Source organism: Pedobacter sp. 10L46_2 (genome assembly GCF_056395165.1).
This window is the reverse complement of sequence record NZ_JBFTIZ010000018.1, coordinates 1-26,363: the sequence shown is the minus strand read 5'-3', so window position 1 is coordinate 26,363 and position 26,363 is coordinate 1. Positions and strand designations below refer to the sequence as shown.

Sequence of the window (26,363 nt, the reverse complement as noted above, 5' to 3'; positions counted from 1 at the left end):
ATCCTTAAAAAAGTAATTCTATGTTTAATAAATTCATACACAGGCCAGTCCTGTCTATAGTAATATCGCTCATTATTACATTTCTGGGTGTGTTGGCTACCACCCAATTACCGGTAACACAATTCCCTTCCATTTCTCCACCAAAGGTGAACATCACTGCGGAATATCCGGGAGCAAATGGTGAACTAATGATCAAATCAGTAATCATTCCGCTGGAACGGGCGATTAACGGTGTTCCAGGAATGAAATACATGGCATCAGATGCCGGTAATGATGGTGAAGCCACCATACAGGCCGTATTTAATCTGGGTACCGACCCCAACCAGGCATCAATAAATATTCAAAACCGTGTAGCTTCTGTTATCAATAAACTACCTCCTTTGGTGGTGCGTGAAGGTGTAAAGATTACGAGGGAAGAGTCTAATATGCTCATGTACATCAACCTGTACAGTAAAGACCCGCATATGGATCAGAAGTTTCTTTTCAACTTCGCCGACATCAACGTATTATCAGAGTTAAAAAGAGTTGATGGTGTTGGAGTTGCAGATATCCTTGGTAACCGCGAATATGCCATGAGGGTATGGTTAAAACCAGACCGTATGCTGGCTTACAAGATATCGGCCGATGAAGTTTTAAAAGCACTTGACGAGCAGAGTTTGGAAGCTTCGCCAGGTAAAACCGGAGAAAGCTCCGGTAAAAGATCTCAGGCATTTGAATATGTATTAAAATATCCCGGAAGGTTTAGTACCAAAGAGGGATATGAGAACATCATACTAAGATCATCCGCAAAAGGAGAGATACTTCACCTGAAGGATGTAGCTGATGTGGAGTTTGGAAGTTCATATTACGATCTTTATTCCAATCTTAATGGCCGACCTTCGGCTGCTATAGTTGTAAAGCAATCTTATGGAAGTAATGCGAGCCAGGTAATCAAGGACATAAAAGCTAAACTGAAGGAAATCAAATCGAGCTCATTTCCTAAAGGTGTAGATTATGAGATCAGTTATGATGTATCCAAATTCCTGGATGCTTCTATTGAAAAAGTAATACACACCCTTGTAGAGGCATTTATTCTTGTAGGATTGGTTGTATTCCTTTTCCTTGGCGACTGGCGCTCAACATTAATCCCGGCCATTGCAGTACCGGTATCTCTTATAGGAACTTTTGTATTTATGCAATTCTTTGGGATAACACTTAACCTCATCACCTTATTCGCTCTGGTGCTGGCAATAGGTATTGTGGTAGATAATGCCATTGTAGTAATTGAAGCAGTCCATGCCAAAATGGAAGAAAAGAATCTTTCGCCGCTTAAAGCCACCGAAGAAGCAATGCATGAGATTAGCGGGGCTATTATTGCGATCACTTTTGTAATGGCAGCGGTATTTATTCCTGTTGCATTTATGTCTGGCCCCGTAGGAATATTCTACAGACAGTTTTCTATTACCATGGCAACATCAATTATTTTATCAGGAGTGGTTGCACTTACCCTTACCCCTGCCCTGTGTGCAATTATGCTGAAGAATAATCATGGAAAAGCCCAAAAGAAAACGTGGCTTAATAAAGTGCTGGATGGTTTTAACAATTGGTTCAACAGGGTTTCGGGCAAGTACCAGAAGTTGTTAAGTTTAATTGTTAACAGACGGGCGGTCACTTTTATCATGTTAGTTGCCTTTTGCGCTGGTATATGGCTACTAAACAACAGCCTTAGTTGCCGAGAAGCTACAGAAAATTGCCGAAGGCATGGAAGATGTACAATCCGTTTCCTCTTTGGCGGGTTATGAGATCCTTACAGAGGGTACCGGAGCCAATTCAGGAACTTGTCTGATCAACTTGAAAAGCTGGGAGGAACGTAAACACTCTGTACAGGAGGTAATTAATGAATTGGAAGAGAAATCTAAAGATGTAACGGGGGCCACCATTGAATTTTTCCAACCACCCGCTGTACCGGGTTACGGAGCTGCTGGTGGTTTTGAGTTGCGTTTGCTGGATAAAGCCGGAACAGGTGATTACAAAAAGATGGAAACGGTGAGCAGGGATTTTGTAAAGGAACTGAGTAAACGCCCTGAATTATCATCGGTATTTACGTTTTACAGTGCCAGTTTCCCGCAATACATGCTCAAGATTGATAACGACATTGCTCAGCAAAAAGGAGTAACTATTGAGAATGCGATGAATACGCTTTCTACATTAGTGGGAAGTAACTATGAAACCAGCTTTATCAAATACGATAGGCAATACAAAGTGATGGTGCAGGCCTTGCCACAATACCGGGCCTTACCTGAAGATGTTCTGAAACTATATGTGAAGAATAACCGTGACGAGATGGTGCCATTCTCGGCCTTCATGAAAATTGAGAAGGTTTACGGATTATCAGAGATCACCAGACACAACATGTATAATGCATCAGAGATTAGTGGTTCCTCTGCGCCAGGCTATAGTAGTGGTTCAGCAATTAATGCAGTATCGGAAGTGGCTAAAACCAGTTTACCAAGAGGATTCTCGATTGACTGGGCAGGTATTTCCAAAGACGAGGTTGCCCGTGGAAATGAAGCGATCTATATCTTCATCATCTGCCTTGTTTTCGTGTATATGCTCCTTGCTGCACAGTATGAGAGCTTTATTTTACCATTCCCTGTAATTCTTTCACTTCCGGCCGGAATTTTCGGAGCATTCCTCTTGTTGAAATTATTCGGGTTAGAGAATAACATATATGCTCAGGTGGCTATGGTTATGCTTATCGGTCTGCTGGGTAAGAATGCTGTATTGATCATAGAGTTTGCCGTTCAGAAACACAGGGCAGGAAGCTCAGTACTTCAGGCGGCTATTGAAGGTTCGGCCGTAAGGTTCCGCCCTATTCTGATGACTTCCTTTGCATTTATTGCCGGATTGATCCCATTGGTTTTTGCTTCCGGACCGGGTGCAACAGGTAACAGGACAATCGGATCGGCTGCTGCCGGAGGTATGCTTTTCGGAACTGTTTTCGGTGTTCTTATCATACCGGGATTGTACTACATCTTCGGCAAAATCTCAGAAAAATATGCTCTTGTTAAAAATGAAGAAGAAAATCCTTTAACTGAAGAAATTGATCACAATGTATAAACACAAGATATATAAATGCATTGGCCTGGTGGGTATTTGCCTGGCCGTTGCAAGCTGTAAGGTCCCTGCGTTCATGCAGTCTGCTGAAAACAAATCTGTTCCCGAATCTTATAATGACAACAGGGATACCACCAATATGGCTGCGCTTGAATGGAGGCGCTTTTTTACCGACCCAAATTTGGTGAATCTGATTGACACGGCCCTTAAACATAACCAGGAGTTGAGTATAACACTTCAGGAAGTGGAAATAGCCAAGAACGACATCAAATTTAAACAGGGAGCGCTTTTACCAACCGTAGGTGCAAAGCTTGGCTTGGGTGTTGAAAAAGTAGGAAGGTACACCAGCCAGGGTGCGGGTGATGCTTCAACAGAAATTGCCCCGGGAAAAGAAACTCCAGACCCACTGATGGACTATACCGCTGCAGTGTATGCAAACTGGGAAGTAGATATTTGGAAAAAACTCCGTAACTCTAAGAAAGCTGCAATTAGCAGATACTTATCTACCGTAGAGGGCAAAAATTTTGTGCTGACTAATTTAATTGCTGAGGTTGCCAACTCTTATTATGAATTGCTGGCTTTGGATAATCAGTTAGAGATTGTTAAACAGAACATCCAGCTTCAAAAGGATGCCCTTGAGATAGTAAAAATTCAAAAACAAGCAACCAGGGTAACCGAATTAGCTGTTCAGAAATTTAAAGCGGAAGTACTGAATTCTCAAAGTTTGGAGTTTGACATTCTTCAAAAGATCAAGGAGGGTGAAAACAAGATCAATTTTTTACTTGGTCGATTCCCTCAGGAAATCCCAAGAGATCATGGCAATTTTCTGAACCTCTTGCCTCCGGCAGTTCGCACAGGTATTCCATCGCAGCTGCTGGCCAACAGACCAGACATTAAACAAGCAGAACTGGAGCTGGCTGCTGCGAAATTAGATGTAAAAGTAGCAAAAGCGGAATTCTATCCTTCACTCGATATTTCCGCAGCGTTCGGGTTTCAGGCATTTAACCCATCTTATCTGGTGAAATCGCCCGAATCAATGCTGTATTCACTTGCCGGAGATCTTGCTGGCCCGCTAATTAATAGAAACGGAATTAAGGCAGAGTTTAAAAATGCAAACTTGCGTCAGCTTCAGGCCATGTATAACTATGAGCGAACAATTTTAAATGGATACTTAGAAGTTTCTACTCAAATGTCGAATATAGATAACCTGGAAAAGAGTTTTCGTTTGAAGTCTGACCAGGTAGATGCACTCAACAAATCTATTGATATCTCCAATGACTTATTTAAATCGGCAAGGGCAGATTATCTGGAAGTGCTAATGACCCAGCGGGATGCCCTGGAGTCAAAACTGGAACTCATAGAAACAAAAAAGAACCAGCTCAGTGCTGTAACCAATATCTATCAGGAACTTGGTGGTGGTTGGAAATAACAACAATTTCTTATAAAAAGAGCCGGTCTAAAATTTTAGACCGGCTTTTTTTCTTTTAATCAATAACTTGATCTTATCTTTCGTTCAAGATTTGCAACGCATCCTGATCTTCAAATTTATTGATTTGCCTGTTTAGCTCTTGATATAAGTCGGCAGTGATGGTTTCGTATCCTTTTTTCCCATATTTATTATCCATTTCATGTGGATCTTTTTGCAGATCGTACAACTCCCACCCTACTACACGCTTATAGAACCGGATCAACTTGTACCTCTTTGTGCGAATCCCGAAATGAGGGGAAACTGAATGCTCACCATTTTCATAATAATGATAGTATAAAACCTGTCTGCCTTTATCAGCATGGTTTTTTAAGGCCGGCAACATAGATATGCCTTGTATATCTTTTGGGATAGGCAACCCCGCAGCATCAAGTACGGTTGGGGCAATGTCCAGGTTCATCACAAAACGATTGGAAACAGTGCCTGCTTTTACCTGGCCGGGGTATCGCATAACCATAGGGGTACGGAATGACTCCTCATAAATCCAACGTTTATCAAACCATCCGTGTTCTCCCATATAAAATCCCTGATCAGACAGATAGATTACAATAGTATTCTTGCTCAGACCATGTTGATCCAGGTAGTCCAGTGTGCGCCCGATGTTTCGGTCCAGGGAGGTTGCAGTACTTAAGTAATCGCGCATATAACGTTGGAATTTCCATTCGGTAAGTGCTTTTCCCTGTAATTTCAATGCATTAAATTGTGCTTCTATAGGCTTATAATAAGCATCAACTTTAGCACGCTGGGCGGCGTTCATCCTACTAAAATTACCATCTTTATTCTCCTTATCATCAGAACCGAACATCTTTAGGTCATACCCCATTAGCATGGTCTTTTCAATGGACATGTCCTGTATCTCGGCAGCTTTTCTGTTTTGGTAGGTATCGTAAAAATTGGCCGGAAGCGGAAAGTTAACCTTATCAAAGCGCCCCAGATCAGCAGTATCTGGCAACCAAACACGATGTGTGGCCTTATGTCCGATAACAAGGCAAAATGGTTTGGATTCGTCTCTTTTATCCAACCAGTTTTCAGCTTCATCCGTAATTACATTGGTTACGTAGCCGTCAATTCTTTTTTTGCTACCGTCCATCATGTCAAAATCCGGATTGAAATATTGTCCCTGATTAGGCAATACCTGCCAAAAATCAAAACCCTGGGGTTTGCTTTCCAGATGCCATTTGCCAATCCATGCAGTCTGATAGCCGCCTCTCTGCAACTGCTTTGCAAAGGAGTCCTGGTCGCCATTAAAAACTGAACTTTCATTATCTTTAAATCCATTTTTATGACTGTATTTTCCAGTCAGGATTACTGCCCTGCTGGGACCACAAATGGAGTTGGTTACATATGCCTTATCAAAACGAACCCCTTCATTTGCAATCCGGTCTATATTGGGGGTTTTCATCAATTTACTACCATAGGCGCTTATGGTCTGATAGGCATGATCATCTGAAATGATAATCACAATATTTGGTCGTTTTGCCGCAGTTCCCCTTTGCTGCTTTTGTGCAAACAGATGCATACAACTATTAACTAATGCAAGGAGTAGTAAGGTCTTAATTAATTTCATTTGATTTCCATATTGTTATATAAAAGGAGGCTGAGGTAAACAAATTCCTTCCGGCTCCGCCTAATCTTTTGGAATGGAAATATAACTTATTGTTAAGCCTTGTCCAATCTTTTTCTGTTTTTGGTAACCATTGCCTAAATAATTGATTTTTATTTACCATCGTTAATCCAACAACAACATTGCCGGTTTAGAATAACTTTCGCATACCCATATCGCCATAAATTTGTAGTATGGAACAGAATCAAAGATAAAGTATGCCAGTTTGGGCCTTCGTTTATTAAGGTTGTAAAAGATTAATTTTAGCCGGCTAATTCCATTGGTTGAATGAAGGATACAATCTTGAAATTGATTAATCAGAAATTAAGGGTAAACTAAAAGAAAAAACAGAACCTTTTCCCCACTCACTTTCTGCATAGATTTCTCCATCATGAAAATGAATTAGCTCCCAGCAGAGGTACAACCCTATCCCAAACCCGGAAATGGATCGGCCCTGTTCATCATTCACCCGATAAAAACGTTCAAATACATGAGGGAGGTCCTCTTCTTTTATGCCCAAGCCCTGGTCAGACACACAAATTATAGCTTTACCGTCTTCTTTATGGCAGCTCAGGGCTACGGGCATCCCTCCCACGTTATATTTTATGGCATTACTGACCAGGTTATTGATTACCTGACCAATCTTTTCCCGATCGGCCATGACTGTTAAATCTGGACCAGGCTTAAAATGAAGGGGGGTAATGATAACAGGTGCAAAAAAGGTTTCCAGCACTTCCAAAATCAGATCGTTGATCAGAAATTCTTTCTTATCCAGGTGTATTTTACCAGAATCTAAACGGGAGACATCCAGGAAGCTGTTTATAAGGCCTGCCATTTTATTCACTTGGGTATCGAGTTTAATCAGCGTCGCTGCACTGAATTCATCAGATTTGATATTCGCTTTTCGCATCAACACCTGCACATAAGCTTTTAATGAGGTTAATGGTGTTTTCAGTTCATGACTGACCATCGCAATAAAGTCATTTTTTCGGACCTCATCTTTCTTTTGCTCCGTAATATCCTGCAATATGCCACTGAATCGAATGGCCTGCAAATCCGTGTTAAATAATGCTTTCCCTTTAGCGCGTACATGCCTGGGGATAGGATTGTCAGGAGGCTGAATGATATAATCGATGTCATAACTTCCTCCGGAACTATAAGTCATCGCCTCGCCGATGGCATCCAATACACGCGGACGATCGGCTTCAGCAATAATACTTGTCGCCTTAGGCAGTTCAACTTCATCGTCCGCAGACAAGCCGAACCAAGCTTTTAGCCGTTGGTTTCCAATAAACCTATTGGTTTGTGGATTAAGATCCCATGTGCCAAGTTCTGCAGCCTCAATTGCAAATTCCAATTCCTTTTTGGCTTGTTCAACTTCATCATAGGCTTTTACCTTTTTAGTCGTTTCAGAACAAATGACCAATACCCCGCCAACGGCTCCGTTTTCGTCATCCACACCACTGTAGCTGAAAGTCCAGTAAACATCCTCTACTCTGCCATTGCGATAGATAGGAATGAGTTGATCTTCGCTCCAGGTAGACGCTCCTCCTCCCATAACCTGATCGATCAACGGCTTTATAGTAGGCCAAATTTCCGGCCAACATTCCGCACCCTTTTGTCCCAATGCGACAGGATGTTTCCCTTCATTACCGAGGCTTGGGCGGTAAGCATCATTGTAAAACTGAATGAGTTCTTTCCCCCACCACAAAAACATTGGAAACTTTGATCTGAGGATAATATTTACGGTGGTCAGCAAACTTTGCGGCCATTTTTCCGGACTACCTAAAACAGACTTTGACCAGTCAAAGTTCCGGGTAAGTTCTCCCATCTCACCCCCGTCTTTAAAATACTTGGCATTTGCTGATAAACTGGATCTGGTCAATGTGCTGAGCGTTTAATAAGTAAATAATGAAAAATCGGTTCAAAATCATGCCAAAACATTCCGAATGTCCCTTGTTTATTAATCCATTCTCTATGGCCGATGTAGTAGACCCGCAGCATCGGCAACCCTGCAGGCTTCCATTGCGTTGTTTACATTGAGTTTCTGAAAAATATTCTGCCTGTGCCTGTTCACAGTATGGATACTCAGAGACAGTTTACTGGCTATCTCTTTACTCCTTAACCCCTGGTTAATAAGGTGAAGAATCTGTCCTTCTCGTATAGAGAGTATGTCTTCGAACCGTCCCTGCTCACTATCTACTATTGTACCTGTACCGGAATTAATGATAAGACCTTCAGGGACGTCAAATCCAGGATGATCATACACCACGTTGTATAAACAGAGGGTTAACCAAACATCCCCTTCTTTGGTACTGCTAAGGTAAAGCAGACGATGTTTGATCATGACATATTTTCCTTCGCTGTTTCTTATCCGTAACCTTGTGATCAGACTGTAATTGAGACGATCAGCTAAGTCAATAGATTTAATTAGCTGGAAAAATTTAAATTCCAGTCTGTACTTCTTTTGAAGATCTTCAGGATGAACCCGGGCTAACAGTTCATCTTCCCAGATTGAATTTATTTCTGTTCGCGTGGGTTCAAAACCAAGTTGACGGGCAACTCCACCAGGATAGATATAACTTTTTCTTGCCCTCATATCACTCAATACGCTGATGGCATTTTCTAGTTTTGAATACATTCCAGCGATTATTTTGCCGTCATCGAGTAGCAGATCAGGTTGAAGTTTACCAGAAATTGGTTGAGAAAATAGTTTTATGTCAAGCAAATCACGCATCTCTTTGGTGTATTGATGGTTATTTATAGCCATTTGTGTAAGATTAGCAAACTGTAAATTTGGAGTGCACAAGTTAAGCTTTCGAAGCTATGAAAAATATAAAAAAAACCTTACTGGCGATTACGCTAATGCTGAGTTTCAGCGAAATCAGTGCCCAGAGTCTGGAGAAAATGAATTGGTATAATGAACCGGAACGATGGCAGATCAAAGACGGCAGCTTAATTATGCAGGTAACACCCAAAACTGATTATTGGCGAATATCACATTATGGTTTCACGGTTGACGATGCGCCTTTTTATTACAGCACTTACGGTGGCGAGTTTGAAACAAAGGTAAAGTTAACAGGTGATTACAAAGCCCGATTCGATCAAATGGGACTTATGATTCGTATTGATCAAAAAAACTATATTAAAACCGGGGTTGAATTTGTGGATGGTAAATTTAATATCAGTACAGTGGTGACCAATGAAAAGAGTGACTGGAGCGTGACCACACTTAACAAGATGCCTCCTTTTATTTGGATTAAGGCATTACGGAGATTGGATGCTATCGAGATTTATTATTCTTTTGATGATAAAAACTATATCATGACCCGCAATGCTCCGTTACAGGACAATACTCCTGTTATGGTTGGCCTTATGGCTGCCTCTCCTGATGGAAACGGCTTTGAGGCCCGGTTTGAAAATTTCTCTGTAAAACATCTTCCCGATCAACGACGCGCAGAGTGGCTTAAACAACATCAATAACCTTACTTTAAAATGAGAAACTAAAACTTAATCAGTAATTCTTCAATAATCAGTTTATCATTGTTGTAGTATTCAAAGAACCACTTCCCGTCTTTTTTTAGTACCATACCTTTGTGCTGACTACCCTCGGCAATAAAACAATTCTCAACAGAAGTTTTAAATAGGGTCAGCATTTTTTTCGGTGTGGTATCGACCAACTGAAAACCAGTTGTCGTTACCTGGGCATATAGTGTACCTGATGGCTCGGTAGTTTCAGCCCCTGCTGCCTGTTGATTTGCCGGCGCAGCAACGACCTCGGGTGCTTTTACACTTTCAGCCATCTGGACATCACCTGAAAAAGCATAGGGAAGTTCATTGAAAGAAATAAAGGCGTTTTGTAAGGCCTCCTGATAAGCCGCAGTAAAATCCTTTTCCTTACTTTTACCTTCCTCGCCCTTGAAAACTACGTTACCCTGACAGTCTTTTAATATCAGCGTAAGTCTGGTGGTAAACATTCCTTTTTTTTCTGTAAGATCTGCAGTCATTGCCTTACATTTGTTAGCGGCGATTTCCACCGGCAAATTTTCATTATCAAAATAAACCGTAAACCCTTTTTCTTCCAACAACTTCCTGGTCAGGTTGTTCAGACCATACTTGTTCACTTCTTTAAAGAAACTGAATTGCTCAGGCACCAGTATGTATTTGTAGTTATTGATCGTGTTTTGTGTATACCCCGACAGCGCGGTGAATAATAAGAGTAGTAAAAGGTATCTTTTCATCCTGCAAAATTCTAAGATTGTAAAGATAAGGTATTGGCTTGGTGCTTTCAAACGGTTGAATCTCGACTGTGTTCTTAAATTATTTTTTTTGCATTATAATTTTTTCTGTCTGATGCTTCCCAATATCCCTCCCCTGAATTTGGCCATTTTCAATAGCCGGCCTATAATGAATTCCACCGTAAAGCCTACTGATAGCCGCTTCTTTAGCCGCCTGATCAAAAGAAGTAAAGCTTCTTATTGGTAATCCATAATCAACCTCTGTATTGTCTTGAAATTTAAAATTATCTCCAAATATTTTAGTTAGAATATAGGCTGCTGATGTTGAAGCAACACTATGCCCACTTGGGTATTCTGGGAATGGTGGCGTTTGCAGAATTGGCTGCCAATTTTCATCAATATTAGAATTTATAAATGTTTCCGGCCGGATATAGTTGCTCCTGTATTTTTCATCCCAACAACTAATAAACGCATCAAACAATGCAATACATGTAGACGTGTATGCAAAACTACTTTGTATATAATTAAAAGTTTTCAGTTTGCAGGCAATGCCAGCAATAGAAATCCAATGTGCTCCTGGTGATATCTTTTTCGTTGCATAATTCATATGTCCATTTACATTTAAAAAGAAAGGATTGCAATCCCAAAATTTTGCAATGTTTAATTGTTCATCATTTAGGTTTTTACCCGTTAGATAAACCTCATTGGCAGTTTTGTAAAAGGCACTATTTTTATCCCTACTATAAGCCGGAGGAGGAGAAGGTTTAAATTGATCGGCCGTTTTCATACATAGTGGTCTTATTTTATTCCAATAAGGTTCCACTGCCGCCATATAACCAGGTGGAGTAGGTGCCCAACTACCTTCTTTTTTAACAATACTATAACGTCTTAATTTACGTGTTTCTTTATACTGATCCTGATCAACCCACCTTAATATAGAATCTGACACCTTTTTACCATATAAAATTGAGTTCTGAACTACAGTTTCAGGATATCCTTTTATTTTATACCACAAAAGGATACTGTTTAAACTATCTAAAGCTACCTGATCGGAGAATACAAGCCGTTTTGCAACCTGCCAATATGCGTAGGTAGCAGCTAGTGAATAGCTAATTTGTTTGTTGTCGGCGTTTGGAATTCCATTAAAGCCGTTCAATTGTCCTTTTAAGGATTGAAACTGACTATTACTCTTAGCCTGAATTTCATATGCGGCAATGTTTGAATAAACAAATATTCTACTCGCAACAGGTGGAGAAAATATATCGCTTACAATAATATCAGAAAGGGCTTTTTGAGATCTGTGCAGAGGAAAGGGATCATTTTCAATTTTGCTCCACTGCCCATTTGCACCTGTAGAAATACAAAAAATAAATAAAAACAAGTATATCTTCATGCTGTTCGATTTAATTAGCAGCCTTTAAAAGCTGAACTTTATCATTATTTTTAACGATAATAATTTTTTTGGTTTCTCCTTTAATCTCAATCATATTTCTAACGTCTCCATCTATATACAGCCCCGAATCGTAAGGAGACATTGGTTTAAAATCACCTTTGCCATTTCCAATTAAAAGTAAACCCAAACCAGCATCTGCCTGACCTAGCTGAACCCGATAGGGATAAAAATTTCCACTCAAAAGGAGATCATCTTTTCCATCCTTGTTAAAATCATCTACAACTATACCCCATGTTCTGGAAAACTGCGCTTCGATCGGAAGGGGCTTAATGGTAAACTTCCCGGTTCCATCATTTAACAAAATTGATGTTTCGAGTTGTTTGCAGTAAAATTTCTGACTTTGGTTTAACTGCTCCGGTGTAAATAACTTATCTATAGTTATGTCCGAATAGGAACTATAACTTAAAAACCGTTTTTTTAATTGAACCATCTGATCAAGTAGTTCATCTCTAGATGCCATTGGATAGTTTTCTCCCTGAATGTAGTAACACATAATTGGATCTAATACGCCATCATTATTAAAATCTGAAGCATAGATGGTCATTGGTTGCTTACTATTCGCTTTAAATTGATTGTTTAAACCACAATTCCCTACAACGAAATCAATTGCTCCATCATTATTCACATCCATTGGTACGATCTTACTCCACATACCGTCTGAATTTTCTAAGCCCGAGTCTTTATCATATTTCAAAACCCCATTCTCATTTTTAAACTTCTTTAACGACATCCAGTCTCCGCCAATTAACAATTCTGGATATCCATCTTTATTCAAATCCTGCCAACAAGATGTAACAACCATTCCCGCGTACTCCAAATCGGGAGAAAGTTGGCTGGTTACGTCGCTAAATTTTACTTCCCCTCCTTTTGATTCATTTCGCAGCAAATAGCTTTTACTACATAGCGGGAAAGAGCCCGGTTTACTCATTCCGCCAACAAAAACATCTAAATCTCCATCCTTATCAAAGTCAACAACGCTAATAGCCTGTTTACTACTCCACATTTTCGGCAATGCGTCTTTAGCTTTGTGAAAAATACCTTTCCCATCATTTAGATATAATCGATCCTGATATTCAGGCGCGTTTTCATCATATTCATTTCCACCGCTTACCACCCAAAGATCAGGAGCCCCATCGCCATTTGCATCAAAAAAAACTGCATTTACATCTTCACTCACTTTGTCTTCATCCCAAGGTTGATTTGGCGAGGGATTAAAGTTTCCTTCTTTATTACCTAAGAATAATTGACCTGTCTGTCCAATTGCCCCTCCTATAAAAACATCTTCTATTCCATCTTTATTAACATCTGCCTTGGCTAAAGCAGGGCCGAATTTTGATAGCTGATAAGGTAAAAGCGTTTCGACTTTAAAGTCTATAAAATCATTCTCATTATGTTTAAATTCTAGTCCCGATTCTAGTTTGTTATCTACAAACAAGGGTTTTGTTTTAGTAATATTCTCTTTTTTGATTACCGCATCCTTCTGATTGAAAGTTAATGTTCGGTTCGATTGTATGTTTTCAATAAAGCTCTCTTTTCCATCAGGCCAAATGACCCTAACGGAATTTATTTCAGTATTTTTACCTACACCAAAACAATTTGTTTGACTTACACTAGATTGATAACCACGTACCACATATTTTTCCTGATACTGTATGTTATCTTTTGTTTTAACATAAATTTTAGCTCCTATTGCAGCCGTATTTAACCCTGTACCGACAAGCTCAATTTTCAAATAGTTGGGTTTTAGTAATTCTGAGTTATTTTTATACACCATTACAGGTGAGTTTATATTACAAACAATCAAGTCCAGATCACCGTCATTATCTAAATCAGCATAAGCGGCACCATTGGAAACAGAAGGCTCTGAAACTCCCCACTCTGCCGTTTTGTTACTAAAAGTTAAATCATGATTGTTAGAAAAAATATAATTTGAAATTTTGTTTGAGGGCATTTTTTTTACCAAATCGAAAGTTTGAAACTTTAAATTCCCTTGTTTAAGCGATTCTTTTTGTGCACTGGCAACTGTATATTTTAAGAAATCCATGTCGGTAAAATCTCTTAAATAACCATTGGATATAAATAAATCTTTCCAGCCATCGTTGTCAAAATCTGCAAATAACGATGCCCAACTCCAATCTGTATTAGAAACACCTGCCAACTGACCTATTTCACTAAAGCGCAAGCTACCATCCTGCGCCACACCTTCATTTAAGTGTAGCATATTTCTCATTTGCTGGTTATAATATCCACTGTCTAACAATAAGTGATATTGATCGTATTCATCCGGCCCTTTAAGCAGTTTTTGCCTGTGGTTATCTTCTGGCAGCATGTCAAGAGTCAAGATATCCGGTCTTCCATCATTGTTATAATCGGCAATGTCCGAACCCATTGAATATTTTGAGATGTGTTTAATTGATTTCCGGATACTTTCCGAAAAAGTTCCATTCTTATTATTGATGTAAAGGCAATCTTGTTCGGTATAGTCACTTGAGGTATAAATATCTGGCCAGCCATCATTGTTTAAATCGCTTACCGCTACACTTAGCCCAAAATTTAAGGCATTGTTTATAATCCCTGAGGCTAAAGTAACGTCTACAAAATGAGGTTGATTATTTTTAGAATCATTTCTAAATAAACGATTCCCGTATTTCATATTTGGGGTAGATCGTACTTTTTTAGTATTTAAAAAAGGCTTATAAGTTTGGTTGGAATGATTTAGCAAAAACATATCTAAATCACCATCATTGTCATAATCAAAAAAAACGGCCTGTGTGGATTGAGTTCCTATTGCATCAAGACCATAAGTTTCGGCCATGTTTTTAAAAATAGGTATACCTCCTTTAATTCCCTGATTAATAAACAATTCATTTTTGAGTTTATCATCAGGAAATTTTCCTGAATGACAAACATATATATCAGGCAAACCGTCTCCATTTACATCTGCTATGCTTACTCCTGTGGCCCAGGTGCCATTTCCTTTTACACCTGCTTTATTGGTAATATCTTCGAACTTTAAATTACCCTTATTAAGGTATAATTTATAATCTCCGGCATTTGCCGAAAAAAAAATGTCAGGCAAACCATCACCATTAAAATCCGCTACTCCAACTCCCGACCCGTTATACAAATATTCATAATTCATCACATGTAATGAATCGGTTTCAATTACCCTATTTACAAAACTGATATTTGTTTCTTTTGCTGGTAGCAAGGAAAATAAAGGCTGTTGCCCATTGGCATTGTTAACAACAGCTAGTACTGAGAAGAAAAGTGCAGATAGCCATATCTTTATTTTCATGGTATTTTTTTTTTAAATCAACCTAAAGTATTATTACATGGGTAGCTGCAAATCTTTATTTTAGTTCTATTTGTTCGTCATTTTCTTTATAAGGTAAAAATACAAGCAACATGGTCATCATCTCATCGGTTGACTTCATGTCATTGGCCGAATAAACGTTTCGAGGCGGACTACTGGGATTGTTAGGGTTACTCTTTGTATTATCATAAGTACCCTCTATGGTTAATACAGAGCCCTTGGGAATTTTTACTAAACTTTTAAATTGGTAAATTTCTTGCCATCTAAAATCCCAGGATGGGATTGAAACGAGCTGTATTGTGTCTTGCTGAGGCGTTACCGCATATGATTTGAATATTTTACCCAAGTAATGCATATGTGGCCAAATGTATAGTAAAGATTGATCTTGTGGTGTTGTGATTTTTAGTTCGAACTTTCTTACAGAATCGGCCGGGATGAAAAAATAAGGCTCGATAGCGTTTTCGCCTACACCGGCAGAACCTAAGCTAATCACCTCAACTTTTCGTTCTATTGGTGTTTTTTTGAAAAAGAAATTTATTCCGGAAATACTTTCTTCGTCTTTTGATACCGGAGCATAATGTATGGTTAATAAGATGACACCCCGTTTAGGCATAACCCAACCAAAATTATTGGGATAAGATTCATAGGACGTTCCTGGAATCCATCCACCATAATAGGTCATTGTTTTTTTAAAAGGAAAATACTGCGAATATTTGGTCCTGTCATCCTCTGTTAAGTTTAAAAAATCAGCACCCTGGTTAATTTCAATATCATCTGCTACAGGGTGAATGGCAAAGTTAGCGTGATGTATTACTTTTTTATTGGATGAAAAAAACTCCATTGCTTCGACGTTATTTTCAGCACCAATGTTAAAAGGAATTTTAAAAACAATAAACCGCTCCTTATTATCGCCAATAACTTTAAATGGTTTAATTGTTTGTAAAACAAGATCAGGCTTCCTGGAATACTGGGTCCCTTCAATAAATGTTTTAACTGCAGTTTTTGGCGTTTCGCTAATATTGCCCATTGGCATTTTTGCGTCAACCCACTTGGCTATAGTTAGCTTTTCTTCATTCGTTAATGACCTATCATTCTTAAATAGTCTGTAATGGTTATCTGGTTTCCATGGCGGCATATAACCAGATTGTGTTACCTTTTTAATAAAAGAGCCTCTTTTTGCAACATCCTCATAAGTTAATAAAGAAAATGGAGCAGACTCCCCAGGCCTATGGCAGGATTGACACTTATTTTGAATAATGGGTGCAACATCTTTATAGTAAGTTATTTTTTGGGCATTTACGTTATTTGCGCAAATGAATAACCCAATTACAATGGTAATAATTTTTGAAAGTAGTAAAGATTTTGAGCTCATTATATATCGTTGATTAGGCACCCAACAGGAATAGTTTTTTTAAATGTTTGTTTACCATTTAACTGGTCTTTTATAGCTTGTTCAAGATATTTCTCAGTAATTACCAAGCGTTTTTGTCCTAGCGAGGTAGCCCAGTTATCGATTAGTCCACTATAGGTTATTGCACCCATTTTATTGATTAAAAAAACTTCAGGTGTTGTGGTTGCACCTAAATATTTTGACAATCGTTTCTCTCTGTCAGTTAATAAACTGAAGTTGATCCCGTATTCATTTTTAAGTTCATTTATTTCTTTTAATGAATAACTGGTACCCGGGATTATACCATAAAAATTGATGCTTTTATTAGCATTGTGAAGTTTTACCAAACCGGGTAAATAGTTTTTACATAATGGACATTCGGGGCTTAAAAAAACAAAAACCACTGCCTTACTTAAATTAATTCGACTTTCTTTACCGCCTAAATCAATCAATTTAATCGAATTTATTTTTGCAGGAGAGATCATTTTTTCCTGAGCCTTTATAACAACAGGGAAAATGGCTAAGGAGAGCAAAAAACTTAATCGAAAAATAAACGGCCTCATGGTTTTTGATTAAAAAAAGCCCTTAATAAAATTATTAAGGGCTTTATAATTTAACAATTATTTTTTATCCCACCAAACACGACCAAAAGCATCATTTGGACCGGTTCCAAAATCTGGATTTTTAGCCATTTCTGCCAATGCAGTTTGCTGATTTGCATAATTTAAGTTGGTTGGACTTAGCAAGTCTATACCAGCTCTACGCGCTAAAACTAGCGGTGTCCCATTGGCCTTTAGTTCAGACCATGCCAAAACAGACGTAGTATTAGGAAAACCAGTTCTTTTCCACCAGGCCCAGGCTTCTAATGGTTGTCTGAAAAAATCCAAATAAGCCTGACAAGCGATTTGTTCAGTAGCTTTAGCCGCATCAAATTTAACTCCAGCTTTATTGTAATAAGCATCAATTGCCGGAGCGGTTACGGCGGTAAAATCTTTTACATTCGCATCAACAGCTCTGTCACTGTAAAATTTAATAGATGCATATACGCCATTTTTATACCATGTTTCAGCAACGTCTGTAGTAACACCGCGGGCTGCAAGATCAGCACGTAGAAAACAATATTCGGCATATGTTAGCACGGGGAAAAAACCTTTGCCTGTACCAGCTTTCAAGCCATCATTATTGTCATAATTAGGTGTAAATAACCGGTGTTGCAGCTGCGATAAATTATCTATCGAAGCATACAGTGGCTTATTTGCAGGTAATTTTGCTTCATCAGGACTGGTAAAACTTCCCACATAATTTCCAGCTGCATTCGGACGATAATATATCGCTAATCTAGGATCCCCTTTGGCAACAAGAAAGTCTAAAACAGGTTTACCTGCTGCAAAGTTTGCTGGGTTAAAGTTTCCATTTGCATTTGCATAAGATGGTCCAACCTTAAGCATCCAGGAATCATTAACATTTGCCATTTGCACTGGATCTGCTAATACTTCAGTTGCAATTGTTTTCATTTTGGCTGGGTCAACTTTCATTAAGCGAATGGCTATTTTCAAACGTAATGCATTTGCTGCTTTAGCCCAAAGTGTTGCATCGCCATTGAAATACGGGTCATTTCCGCCAAGACTGATCTGACCTGTAGCCGAGCCTTTTAAAGTCGCTACAGCTGCTTTCAGCTCTTCATCTACTTTTGCAAATATTTGCTGTTGGGTTTCATATCCCGGGGTTTTAGTGCCGCCATACCTCGCTTGAAAAGCTTCAGTATAAGGAATACTTCCATTGATGTCACTCACATAAAATGCATAATATGATAAGAGTATTTGTGAAATTGCTTTCATCTGTACCCTTGCATTTTTATCAGCATCAGGCATTGATTCTATGTTTCTTATCCCATCAGCTAAAGCCGGGCCTAATCTGCCATAAAATATTTTACCGTAACGCGTATTAAATTGCGAGCCAACATTATTAAAGTTCAATCCGTTCCCAGTGCTTAACGTACTGTACTGCATCCAAAGGTTTGCGGCACGGTACACATCTGCAAAGTACTCGAAATCATCTTGAGAGCCTACTGCAGCTCTAAGAAATTGATCTTCGGGCTTAACTTCGTATATTGTATTAGGGTTTAAATTTGCCTTTACAAAGCTTTCCTTTTTACAACCGCTCATTGCAAGCAGGGTTGAACCCATAAGGAAAAAATATTTTGCTTTATTTATAATTTTCATATCTGTAGTATTTAAATAATTAAAACGATGCTCTGATGTTAAAACCTAAGCTTCTTACCAAAGGGAAGCCACCATATTCAGCAAAAGCACCTGCCCTGTTGCTAAAGATACTTTCAGGATTTACACCATCCTTGGCTGTTTTGTATAGATAAGCTATGTTTCTACCGGTTAAATTCAGGCTTAAGGTATTTATTTTCAATTTACTTAAATACTTACTTGGTACAGTGTAGCCTACCGTTACTTCGCGAAGTGCTACCCAAGAATTTTCAAATACTGAATATTCTCTAATACCACTAGACCATTGACTTAAATTTTCATAATACGCATAAGCCGGGATTGGTTTTAACAAACCTTGTTTAACCGCATCTGCATAGGTCATTCCGCCTAAATCTACTCCATTAGCCTTTAATCCATCGTTTAATACCCCATCCGGAATAATACCATCGTGTTGTGTTACGCCATTTGCATCGGTATAACTTACCCCTCCTGAAGCTTCATCTCTACCAAATAATGAATTTGTGAATGAACCATTCGCTGATCCATATTGATGGGTTCCTGAAGCCATTAAACCACCAATTTTAGCATCAATTTGAAAACCTAAAGAAAAGTTTTTATAAGATAGGTCTTGTCTTGTACTGGCAAGATAATTTTCCATCATGGTTCCTAGATTTTTCCTGGTTCCATCATAATCCTGCGATCTAACAAAAGTGTAATAGCCACCGGTAGTTCCATAACCTGTGTTACCTAATACTTTTTTGCCATTACTTGGGCTGGCAACTGGATTACCGCTTGCGTCTTTCTTTTGATAATATGAATAGGCATAACCTGTAATCAACGATCCATATTGTTCCCCTACTCTGGCTACAGAAGTAATGTCGTTACCAAAAGCTAAATCCAAATCGTAACTTTCAACTCCAGGTGCTAATTCCAATATTTTGTTCCGGTTACGTGTAAAGGTAACAGACGCATTCCAATTAAAATCTCTTGATTCAATTGGCTTACCAGTAATCAAAACCTCAATACCTTGATTTTGGATGTTACCAGCGTTTAAAGCTTGTGAAGTAACTCCCGATTCCTGTGGTAAAGAAAAGCTTAATATTTGATTGTAGGAATTTTTCTTGTAGTACGCGACATCAAAATTCAAACGGTTTTTGAAGAATCCTAAATTGGTACCGATTTCAAACTCCTTGGTCAACTCATTTTTTAAGTTGTCATTTCTAAGAATGTTGTCACTAAATCCATAAACCGATTGATTACCACCATTAGCATTGTTAAAACTACCATCTTGTAGTTTAAAGTAGCCATCAGTATTGGTCTGCTGTGGTTTTGCTGACAATCCAGTATAAGAGTAGGACCCCCTTAACTTACCAAAAGATAATATCGAACTATTTTGGAACACTGGTAATTCGGTAAATATCCATGCCAAACCTACACTTGGATAAAAATAGGAATAATTACCGTGACCATCTCTGTAAGTAAGCGCCGATGACCAGTCATTTCTTCCGCTAACATTTAAGGTCAGCATGTTTTTCCAGGTAATATCTCCGTACAAATAAACTGCGTCAGTACGTTCACCCAAATTTGGATAAGCCGTTGTTGTTGAAGGATCAATGGAATTTGAAATGGAATAAAGATCAGGAACTTTAAGTCCGCCATTGGTAACCGACCTGTTATAAAATGCAGCATCCCCCAGGTTTTTTTGATAAGTTTCCGCTCCTATTGAGGCATTCAATTCGAAATCACTTGAAAGTTCTTTAGTTGCATTCAACAAGCCTTGAACACGATAGGATTTATTGGTATTTTGCGTTATTTCGTAATCGCCACCTGCAAAGGCAATACCAGCTCCTCTATTTTTTCTTTCGTAAGCAATATTGTAAAAGTTAGTATTTGTTCTTACCAAAGCCGAAAGCCAAGGAAGAATTTTAATATTTACATCAATATTTGCCAATAAATTATTTTCCTTTTGAGTCCTGTTGTCATTTTGAAGTCCATAGGCAAATGATCCTATGCCGTAAGGATCGTAACGATTTCTGTCGCTCGAACCCAACGCACCGCCGGTTACCGGGTTGATATTGTTATTGATATAGGCATTTAAATCAACATTTCTAGGCTTATAATATGTAAACGCAAACAAAGGATTATTCGCACTTCCTTGTCTTGCCGGATTCAACGAATTCGACATGGTGTAGTTTACACTCGCATCAACTGAAATTGATTTCGAAATTTCTCTGGTCACTCTAAATGCAAATGCATCTCTTTTTAGTTTATTTCCAGGTTCAACACTCGAATTATTTAAATTGGTATAGGCTAAACGATAAGATGTGTTTTCACTGGCACCTTCAACCGATACATTTGTATTGATAAACTTTCCGGTATTAAAGTAATCTAATGGATTATTGGCTACCCAAGGTCTCATTACGCCATCTAAATCCTTTACCATTCTGCCATCCAACTTAGGACCGAAAGAATAACCACCTACATAGTAACCTGCTGACTGATCAACAACATCTACTCCGTTAGCATCTTTAGCAAATACGGGAGAAATTCCACCTCCATATTGATTTTGAAGATCTACAAATTTATAGGCGTTATCAAAAGAGCTCGTTTGAGATATAGTTACACCCAAACCTTTGCTAGTTTTACCCTTTTTTGAAGTAATTAGTAATACACCACCTGCAGCTTTTGAACCATACAATGATGATGCAGCAGCTCCTTTTAATACGCTGATACTCTCTATGTCATCAGAGTTAATGTTTTTCATAATGTTACCAAAATCTGCTGCGTCGCCCCATGAGTCTGCTCCGGAAGTACCCGGCTCCATTAATATCCCATCATAAACAACTAAAGGCTGTGTATTTGAACTTAATGATGAATTACCTCTTATTCTAATTCTTGAAGAAGAAGTCGGACCACTGGCTCCCTGATTAATCATTACACCGGCTACTTTACCCTGTAAAGCATTTACCACATTGGCGTTATTTGCTTCTGCCAATTCGCTACCGCTAACAGCTGTTGCCGAATAACTTAGTCTTTTGACATCTTTCTTAACACCAAAACCAGTAACAATAACTTCAGAAAGCGATTCTGTGTCATCGACCATCACAATAGTCTGATTGGCTGAAGCGGCAACTTCCTGGCTAACCAAACCGATAGATTTAATAATCAGTTTAGCACCTTCTTTTACTGAAAGCACAAATTTTCCTTCGGCGTTAGTAGAAGTTCCATTTTGAGTTCCCTTTTCGAGAACACTTACCCCAGGGATGGGATTACCAGACGCGTCTTTTATCGTGCCAGTAATATTCTTCTGTGCAAAAGCTGTTATTGTTAAAAAACATAACAACAACAGACTAAAACACTTTAAGTACATTTTTTTCATAATTTTAATTTATTTAGTTAATATTAGTTTAGGATAATTAGGGATTTCTTGATGGATCTTCTTTTATTTCTGCATATACAATTAGTTTTAGTTAAATATTTATATTAGTTAGTTTTTAATTGAATAAGCTATTCTCCACCATTAAACTGGCAGCTGCTAACAACTCTGCCTCTTCACTTAAGGTAGAGAACATTATTTCAGTTTGCTCAGCTATTCGCGGTATACAAAATTCATTGAGTGCTTGTTGTATGGGAGGAAGAAGCATTTTTCCCGCTTTGGCACCTCGTCCACTTAACACGATTCGTTCAGGATTTAAAATGTGAATTAAAGTAGCCAGCCCCTTACCAATCTGAAATGCGGCTTCAGCTAAAATGGAAATCGCAAGCGGATCTTGCTTTACAACTGCATTTAAGAAATGATCAGCATGGCTTTTACTTTTATCTTTAAAAAGAGCCTTTAAGCTAGTTTCTTCACCATTTCTCACTGCTTTTTCGGCTTTCTGAACCATTATCAAAAGAGATGTTTCCACTTCGAGACATCCCCGCTTGCCGCAGGAACACAAAGTATTTGAATTAGACAAGGGTATATGGCTAAATTCTCCGGCGTAACCGCTGCTGCCCCGGTATAATTTACCGTTGATAATCATTCCAAGGCCAGTGCCCCACCCAATATTGACCACGAGCACATCACTTAAATTTCTTGCTTCTCCAAAATTTAATTCGGCCAGAGCGATCAAACTTGAATCGTTATCTATGTATACCGGCAACCCTATTTTTTTTGAGAGGTAATCTTGCAGGCTGATGTCCTTTTCAACTTGCATAAAGGAGTAATTCATACCTTTTTCAGCATTGATAAAGCCAGGCATTCCAATACCAATGCCCAAAAAACGCTCTTTATCAATTGTTGACTTCTTTATACAATCATCAATAAATGCGATCAAAGTATCGGCACTTTTACTCATAGTCATATCCAAATCGACCACCTGGGTTGGTAAAACCTGGTGATTCGAGAGATCATATATTGTTAACTGAGTAGTTAATTGATCCATGGCTACAGCTATTATGTACCGTTTATAATTGGGATTCAATAAAAACATTAAAGGGCGCCTTCCCCCTGTAGATGGCGCGAAACCCTGTTCTATAATTAACCCCTCCCCCATTAACGCATTTACAGCCGACGTAATTAAAGGCAGGCTTTTTTTAGTACGCTTACTTAAATCAATCAGCGAAGATTTTTTTTTATAATAAAGCTGCTTGATGATGTCAGCCCTTAATTGCTGCGCTTTCTTAATTGTTGCTGACATTTTTTAGTTTAGTTTCCATAAAAATATAAATAAAAGAAAAGAAATGCAAACTTTTTAAAAAATTTAATTACATCGGTCATTCTGAATAAATAATTAATCAAGAATCAGTACATACCTCGGAAACCTACTGCCTATTTAATTTACCAACAGCCATGCTAACAGAAAATCATTAATGGAAAGAAGCAGACTAGGATCGGCTAATACTAATCGGTATAAATCAGAAATTACTCGCGAAAGGATATATTTCACTAAATAGAAATGGGTAATTCAATGGAAGCTCCGCTTTGGCCCTGAAGTCATCTCAAAATTCGAGACCAAACCACATAACAGCAACATTTTTAGGTGCATCTCGGGGTAATTAAATAATATAATGCAATTTCATTTATCTAATAGTGACTAAAAACATACAAAAATATTTAACCAAAATAAAAAAGCCTTTTAGTTATTAAAACTAAAAGGCTGACCCTCAAAGTGGAGAATAGCGGAGTTGAAGTTGCCTCAATTCGCAAAAACAAAATTGAAATATCCAGATAAAAAACCAGACTTTAGATTACAAAACGGCCACTTTCGATGAAATACCCACAGGTCACCTCTTAACCATTTCATAAGCAATATTAACACCACAATATGTTAATATTGCTTATGAAATGGTTAAACAACCTAGCTGCGGTAAGTTTTAAAATTCCTTCCTTTGAAGGACCAAATTGACAAATCTTTATGAAAAGAAGAAATCTAATTAAAGGGCTTGCAACGATTATTCCAGCGATGGCCTTATCCAAATCAATAGCTGCGACCAATTATTTTTTAGATCCTGCAGGAAGTAAGGAATTCGCAAAGATACCTTTTTCACCAACCTGGGAGTCTCTGGAAAAATACGTTGTCCCTCAATGGTATAAAGACGCCAAGTTCGGCATTTGGGCTCACTGGGGTCCGCAGTGCGAACCTGAGCGAGGTGACTGGTACGCCAGAGGTATGTACGAAGAAGGCTCTGATCAGTACAAATACCACGTGGAAAAGTACGGACATCCAAGCGAATTTGGATTTAAAGATGTAATTAATAAGTGGAAGGCTGAAAAATGGGACCCTGATTATCTTGTTGGTCTCTACAAAAAAGCAGGCGCACAGTATTTCGTTGCGCTGGCAAATCACCACGACAACATGGACCTTTATGATAGCAAATACCAGGAATGGAATTCTGTAAATATGGGGCCTAAAAAAGATCTTATGGCTGGTTGGGCCAAAGCTGCAAAAAAATATAAATTACCATTAGGGGTAAGTGTTCATGCATCGCATGCATGGAGCTGGATGGAAACTGCTCAGCGAGCGGACAAACATGGGCCAAAGGCCGGTATTCCTTACGATGGAAAAGTTAAAGCAGAAGATGGTAAGGGCAAGTGGTGGGATGGAAAAGATCCACAAGATTTGTATGCACAGAATCATCCGCTGAGTAAAGACAGCGAAAACAACAGCGCCATTCATGCCCAATGGAGTTGGGAAAACGGTGTGGCAGAGCCTACAAAGGAGTATATCGAAAAGTTTTATAACAGGACCATCGATCTTATTGACAAATACAATCCCGAGCTGGTCTATTTTGACGATACTGTGTTACCATTGTGGCCGATCAGTGATGCCGGGCTCAGGATTGCTGCCCACTTGTACAACAAAAGCGTAAAGAAGAATGGAAAAGTTACCGCTGTTGTCAATGGTAAGATTTTGAATGAACAACAGCGCAAGTGTATGATCTGGGACATCGAACGCGGGCAAAGCAATAAAATTGAACCTTATACCTGGCAAACAGATACCTGTATCGGTGCCTGGCATTATGACCGGAGAATTTTTGACAATCACCATTACAAGTCGGCCAAAACCGTGATTCATACCCTACTGGACGTAGTAAGTAAAAACGGGAATCTGCTCCTGAATATACCTTTACGAGGCGACGGATCCATTGACTCTGATGAGCTGGCAGTGGTAGAGGAAATAGGAGAATGGATGAAAATCAACAGTGAGGCTATTTATGCAACCAAACCCTGGAAGGTATTCGGTGAGGGACCTGCAATAGAGAATGTTGCTCCGCTAAGCGGGCCAGGTTTTAATGAAGGCAAAGGAAAACCATTTGATTCAAAAGATGTCAGATTTACCGCCAAAGGAAACGATTTGTATGCGACAGTTCTTGGCTGGCCAGAAGACGGAAAGGTGAACATAAAAAGCCTTGCAAAGGGAAGTTCCTTGAATACCAAAGCTATAAAAAAGGTAACGTTGTTAGGTACGGGAACAACCTCAGATTTTCAGCAAACTGCGGACGGACTAACGATCAAAGTTCCGGGTGTAGAGTCGAAACTGAGTTATGCACTGGTGTTCAAAATATCCTAAACAATTTAACTCAGTTCCATACAAGTAATTCGGGCCAACCGACGTTGGCCCGAAAATACTCTGCTAAGAAGTAGTTATTTTTTTACTCTTTTAATTACTTTTTGAGCTGCTTCAATAATATTAATTGAATCTAATCCGTATTTAGTCATTAACTGATCAGGAGTACCACTTTCACCGAAGCTGTCGTTAACAGCAACAAATTCCTGAGGAGACGGAAGTTCAGTTGAAAGTAATCTTGCAATGCTTTCTCCTAATCCACCAAACTTATTGTGCTCTTCGCAGGTAACCACACATCCTGTTTTCTTTACAGATTTTAGAACTGCTGCTTCATCTAAAGGTTTAATGGTGTGGATATTAATGATTTCAGCATCAATTCCCATTTCTGCTAGTTTTTCGCCAGCTTCAATGGCTTTCCAAACCATGTGTCCGGTTGCAATAATGGTTACATCAGTACCTTCATTTACCATCCATGCTTTACCGATTTCGAATTTCTGATCAGGATCAGTA

15 protein-coding genes and 1 pseudogene are annotated in these 26,363 nt (G+C 38.8%); 4 read left to right on the top strand and 12 right to left on the bottom strand.

The genetic code is table 11. The annotated features are described in order from the left end of the window. Positions 1-20: 20 nt before the first annotated feature. Positions 21-3,099 (top strand): annotated as a pseudogene (locus AC1DDX_RS03785) (efflux RND transporter permease subunit). After that, complete coding sequence (locus tag AC1DDX_RS03780; protein ID WP_172661052.1) at positions 3,092-4,525, top strand: TolC family protein; 1,434 nt, start codon at positions 3,092-3,094, stop codon at positions 4,523-4,525. Before AC1DDX_RS03785 ends, AC1DDX_RS03780 begins: the two are co-directional and overlap by 8 nt. Before the next feature lie 73 nt (positions 4,526-4,598). Here the strand turns inward: AC1DDX_RS03780 and AC1DDX_RS03775 are convergent, their stop codons facing one another. From AC1DDX_RS03775 to AC1DDX_RS03765, 3 genes are all read right to left on the bottom strand, one after another. Continuing rightward, positions 4,599-6,149: a sulfatase family protein gene (locus tag AC1DDX_RS03775; RefSeq protein WP_288879533.1), complete on the bottom strand. Its 1,551-nt coding sequence runs from the start codon at positions 6,147-6,149 to the stop codon at positions 4,599-4,601. A gap of 349 nt (positions 6,150-6,498) precedes the next feature. Beyond that, entirely contained in the window at positions 6,499-8,070 is a 1,572-nt protein-coding gene (locus AC1DDX_RS03770) for an ATP-binding protein (protein WP_172661053.1), read from the bottom strand. A gap of 90 nt (positions 8,071-8,160) precedes the next feature. Beyond that, positions 8,161-8,955 (bottom strand): response regulator transcription factor, encoded by a 795-nt coding sequence (locus tag AC1DDX_RS03765; RefSeq protein WP_172661054.1) that lies wholly within the window; start codon positions 8,953-8,955, stop codon positions 8,161-8,163. 56 nt (positions 8,956-9,011) lie between these two features. Between AC1DDX_RS03765 and AC1DDX_RS03760 the strand changes: the two genes are divergently transcribed. After that, a complete protein-coding gene (locus AC1DDX_RS03760; RefSeq protein WP_288879528.1) occupies positions 9,012-9,668 on the top strand; it encodes a DUF1349 domain-containing protein in 657 nt (218 codons plus the stop codon). 20 nt (positions 9,669-9,688) lie between these two features. Here the strand turns inward: AC1DDX_RS03760 and AC1DDX_RS03755 are convergent, their stop codons facing one another. The 8 genes from AC1DDX_RS03755 to AC1DDX_RS03720 all read right to left on the bottom strand — a co-directional run bounded on the left by AC1DDX_RS03755 (position 9,689) and on the right by AC1DDX_RS03720 (position 23,483). Then, positions 9,689-10,426 carry a hypothetical protein gene (locus AC1DDX_RS03755; RefSeq protein WP_172661056.1) on the bottom strand — a complete coding sequence of 246 codons (738 nt, stop codon included), beginning with the start codon at positions 10,424-10,426 and terminating at the stop codon, positions 9,689-9,691. A gap of 79 nt (positions 10,427-10,505) precedes the next feature. Continuing rightward, positions 10,506-11,816 carry a vanadium-dependent haloperoxidase gene (locus AC1DDX_RS03750; RefSeq protein ID WP_288879525.1) on the bottom strand — a complete coding sequence of 437 codons (1,311 nt, stop codon included), beginning with the start codon at positions 11,814-11,816 and terminating at the stop codon, positions 10,506-10,508. Positions 11,817-11,826: 10 nt separating this feature from the next. After that, entirely contained in the window at positions 11,827-15,174 is a 3,348-nt protein-coding gene (locus tag AC1DDX_RS03745; protein WP_337715905.1) for a VCBS repeat-containing protein, read from the bottom strand. A gap of 55 nt (positions 15,175-15,229) precedes the next feature. After that, entirely contained in the window at positions 15,230-16,564 is a 1,335-nt protein-coding gene (locus tag AC1DDX_RS03740) for a cytochrome c (protein ID WP_288884331.1), read from the bottom strand. Next, positions 16,564-17,145: a redoxin domain-containing protein gene (locus tag AC1DDX_RS03735; protein ID WP_288884333.1), complete on the bottom strand. Its 582-nt coding sequence runs from the start codon at positions 17,143-17,145 to the stop codon at positions 16,564-16,566. The genes AC1DDX_RS03740 and AC1DDX_RS03735 overlap by 1 nt, the downstream gene beginning before the upstream one ends. 57 nt (positions 17,146-17,202) lie before the next feature. Then, positions 17,203-18,804, bottom strand: coding sequence for a SusD/RagB family nutrient-binding outer membrane lipoprotein (locus AC1DDX_RS03730; protein WP_288884335.1), 1,602 nt, complete (start codon positions 18,802-18,804; stop codon positions 17,203-17,205). A gap of 19 nt (positions 18,805-18,823) precedes the next feature. Further along, positions 18,824-22,180 carry a SusC/RagA family TonB-linked outer membrane protein gene (locus AC1DDX_RS03725; protein ID WP_288884336.1) on the bottom strand — a complete coding sequence of 1,119 codons (3,357 nt, stop codon included), beginning with the start codon at positions 22,178-22,180 and terminating at the stop codon, positions 18,824-18,826. Positions 22,181-22,295: 115 nt separating this feature from the next. Next, positions 22,296-23,483, bottom strand: a complete 1,188-nt coding sequence (locus AC1DDX_RS03720) for an ROK family protein (RefSeq protein WP_172661062.1) — start codon at positions 23,481-23,483, stop codon at positions 22,296-22,298. A 717-nt stretch (positions 23,484-24,200) separates the two neighbouring features. Here AC1DDX_RS03720 and AC1DDX_RS03715 point away from each other — a divergent pair. After that, positions 24,201-25,856 carry an alpha-L-fucosidase gene (locus tag AC1DDX_RS03715; protein WP_288884338.1) on the top strand — a complete coding sequence of 552 codons (1,656 nt, stop codon included), beginning with the start codon at positions 24,201-24,203 and terminating at the stop codon, positions 25,854-25,856. A 74-nt stretch (positions 25,857-25,930) separates the two neighbouring features. Here the strand turns inward: AC1DDX_RS03715 and AC1DDX_RS03710 are convergent. Next, positions 25,931-26,363: transketolase family protein (locus AC1DDX_RS03710; RefSeq protein WP_477621785.1), on the bottom strand; the 433-nt coding region annotated here is incomplete at its 5' end.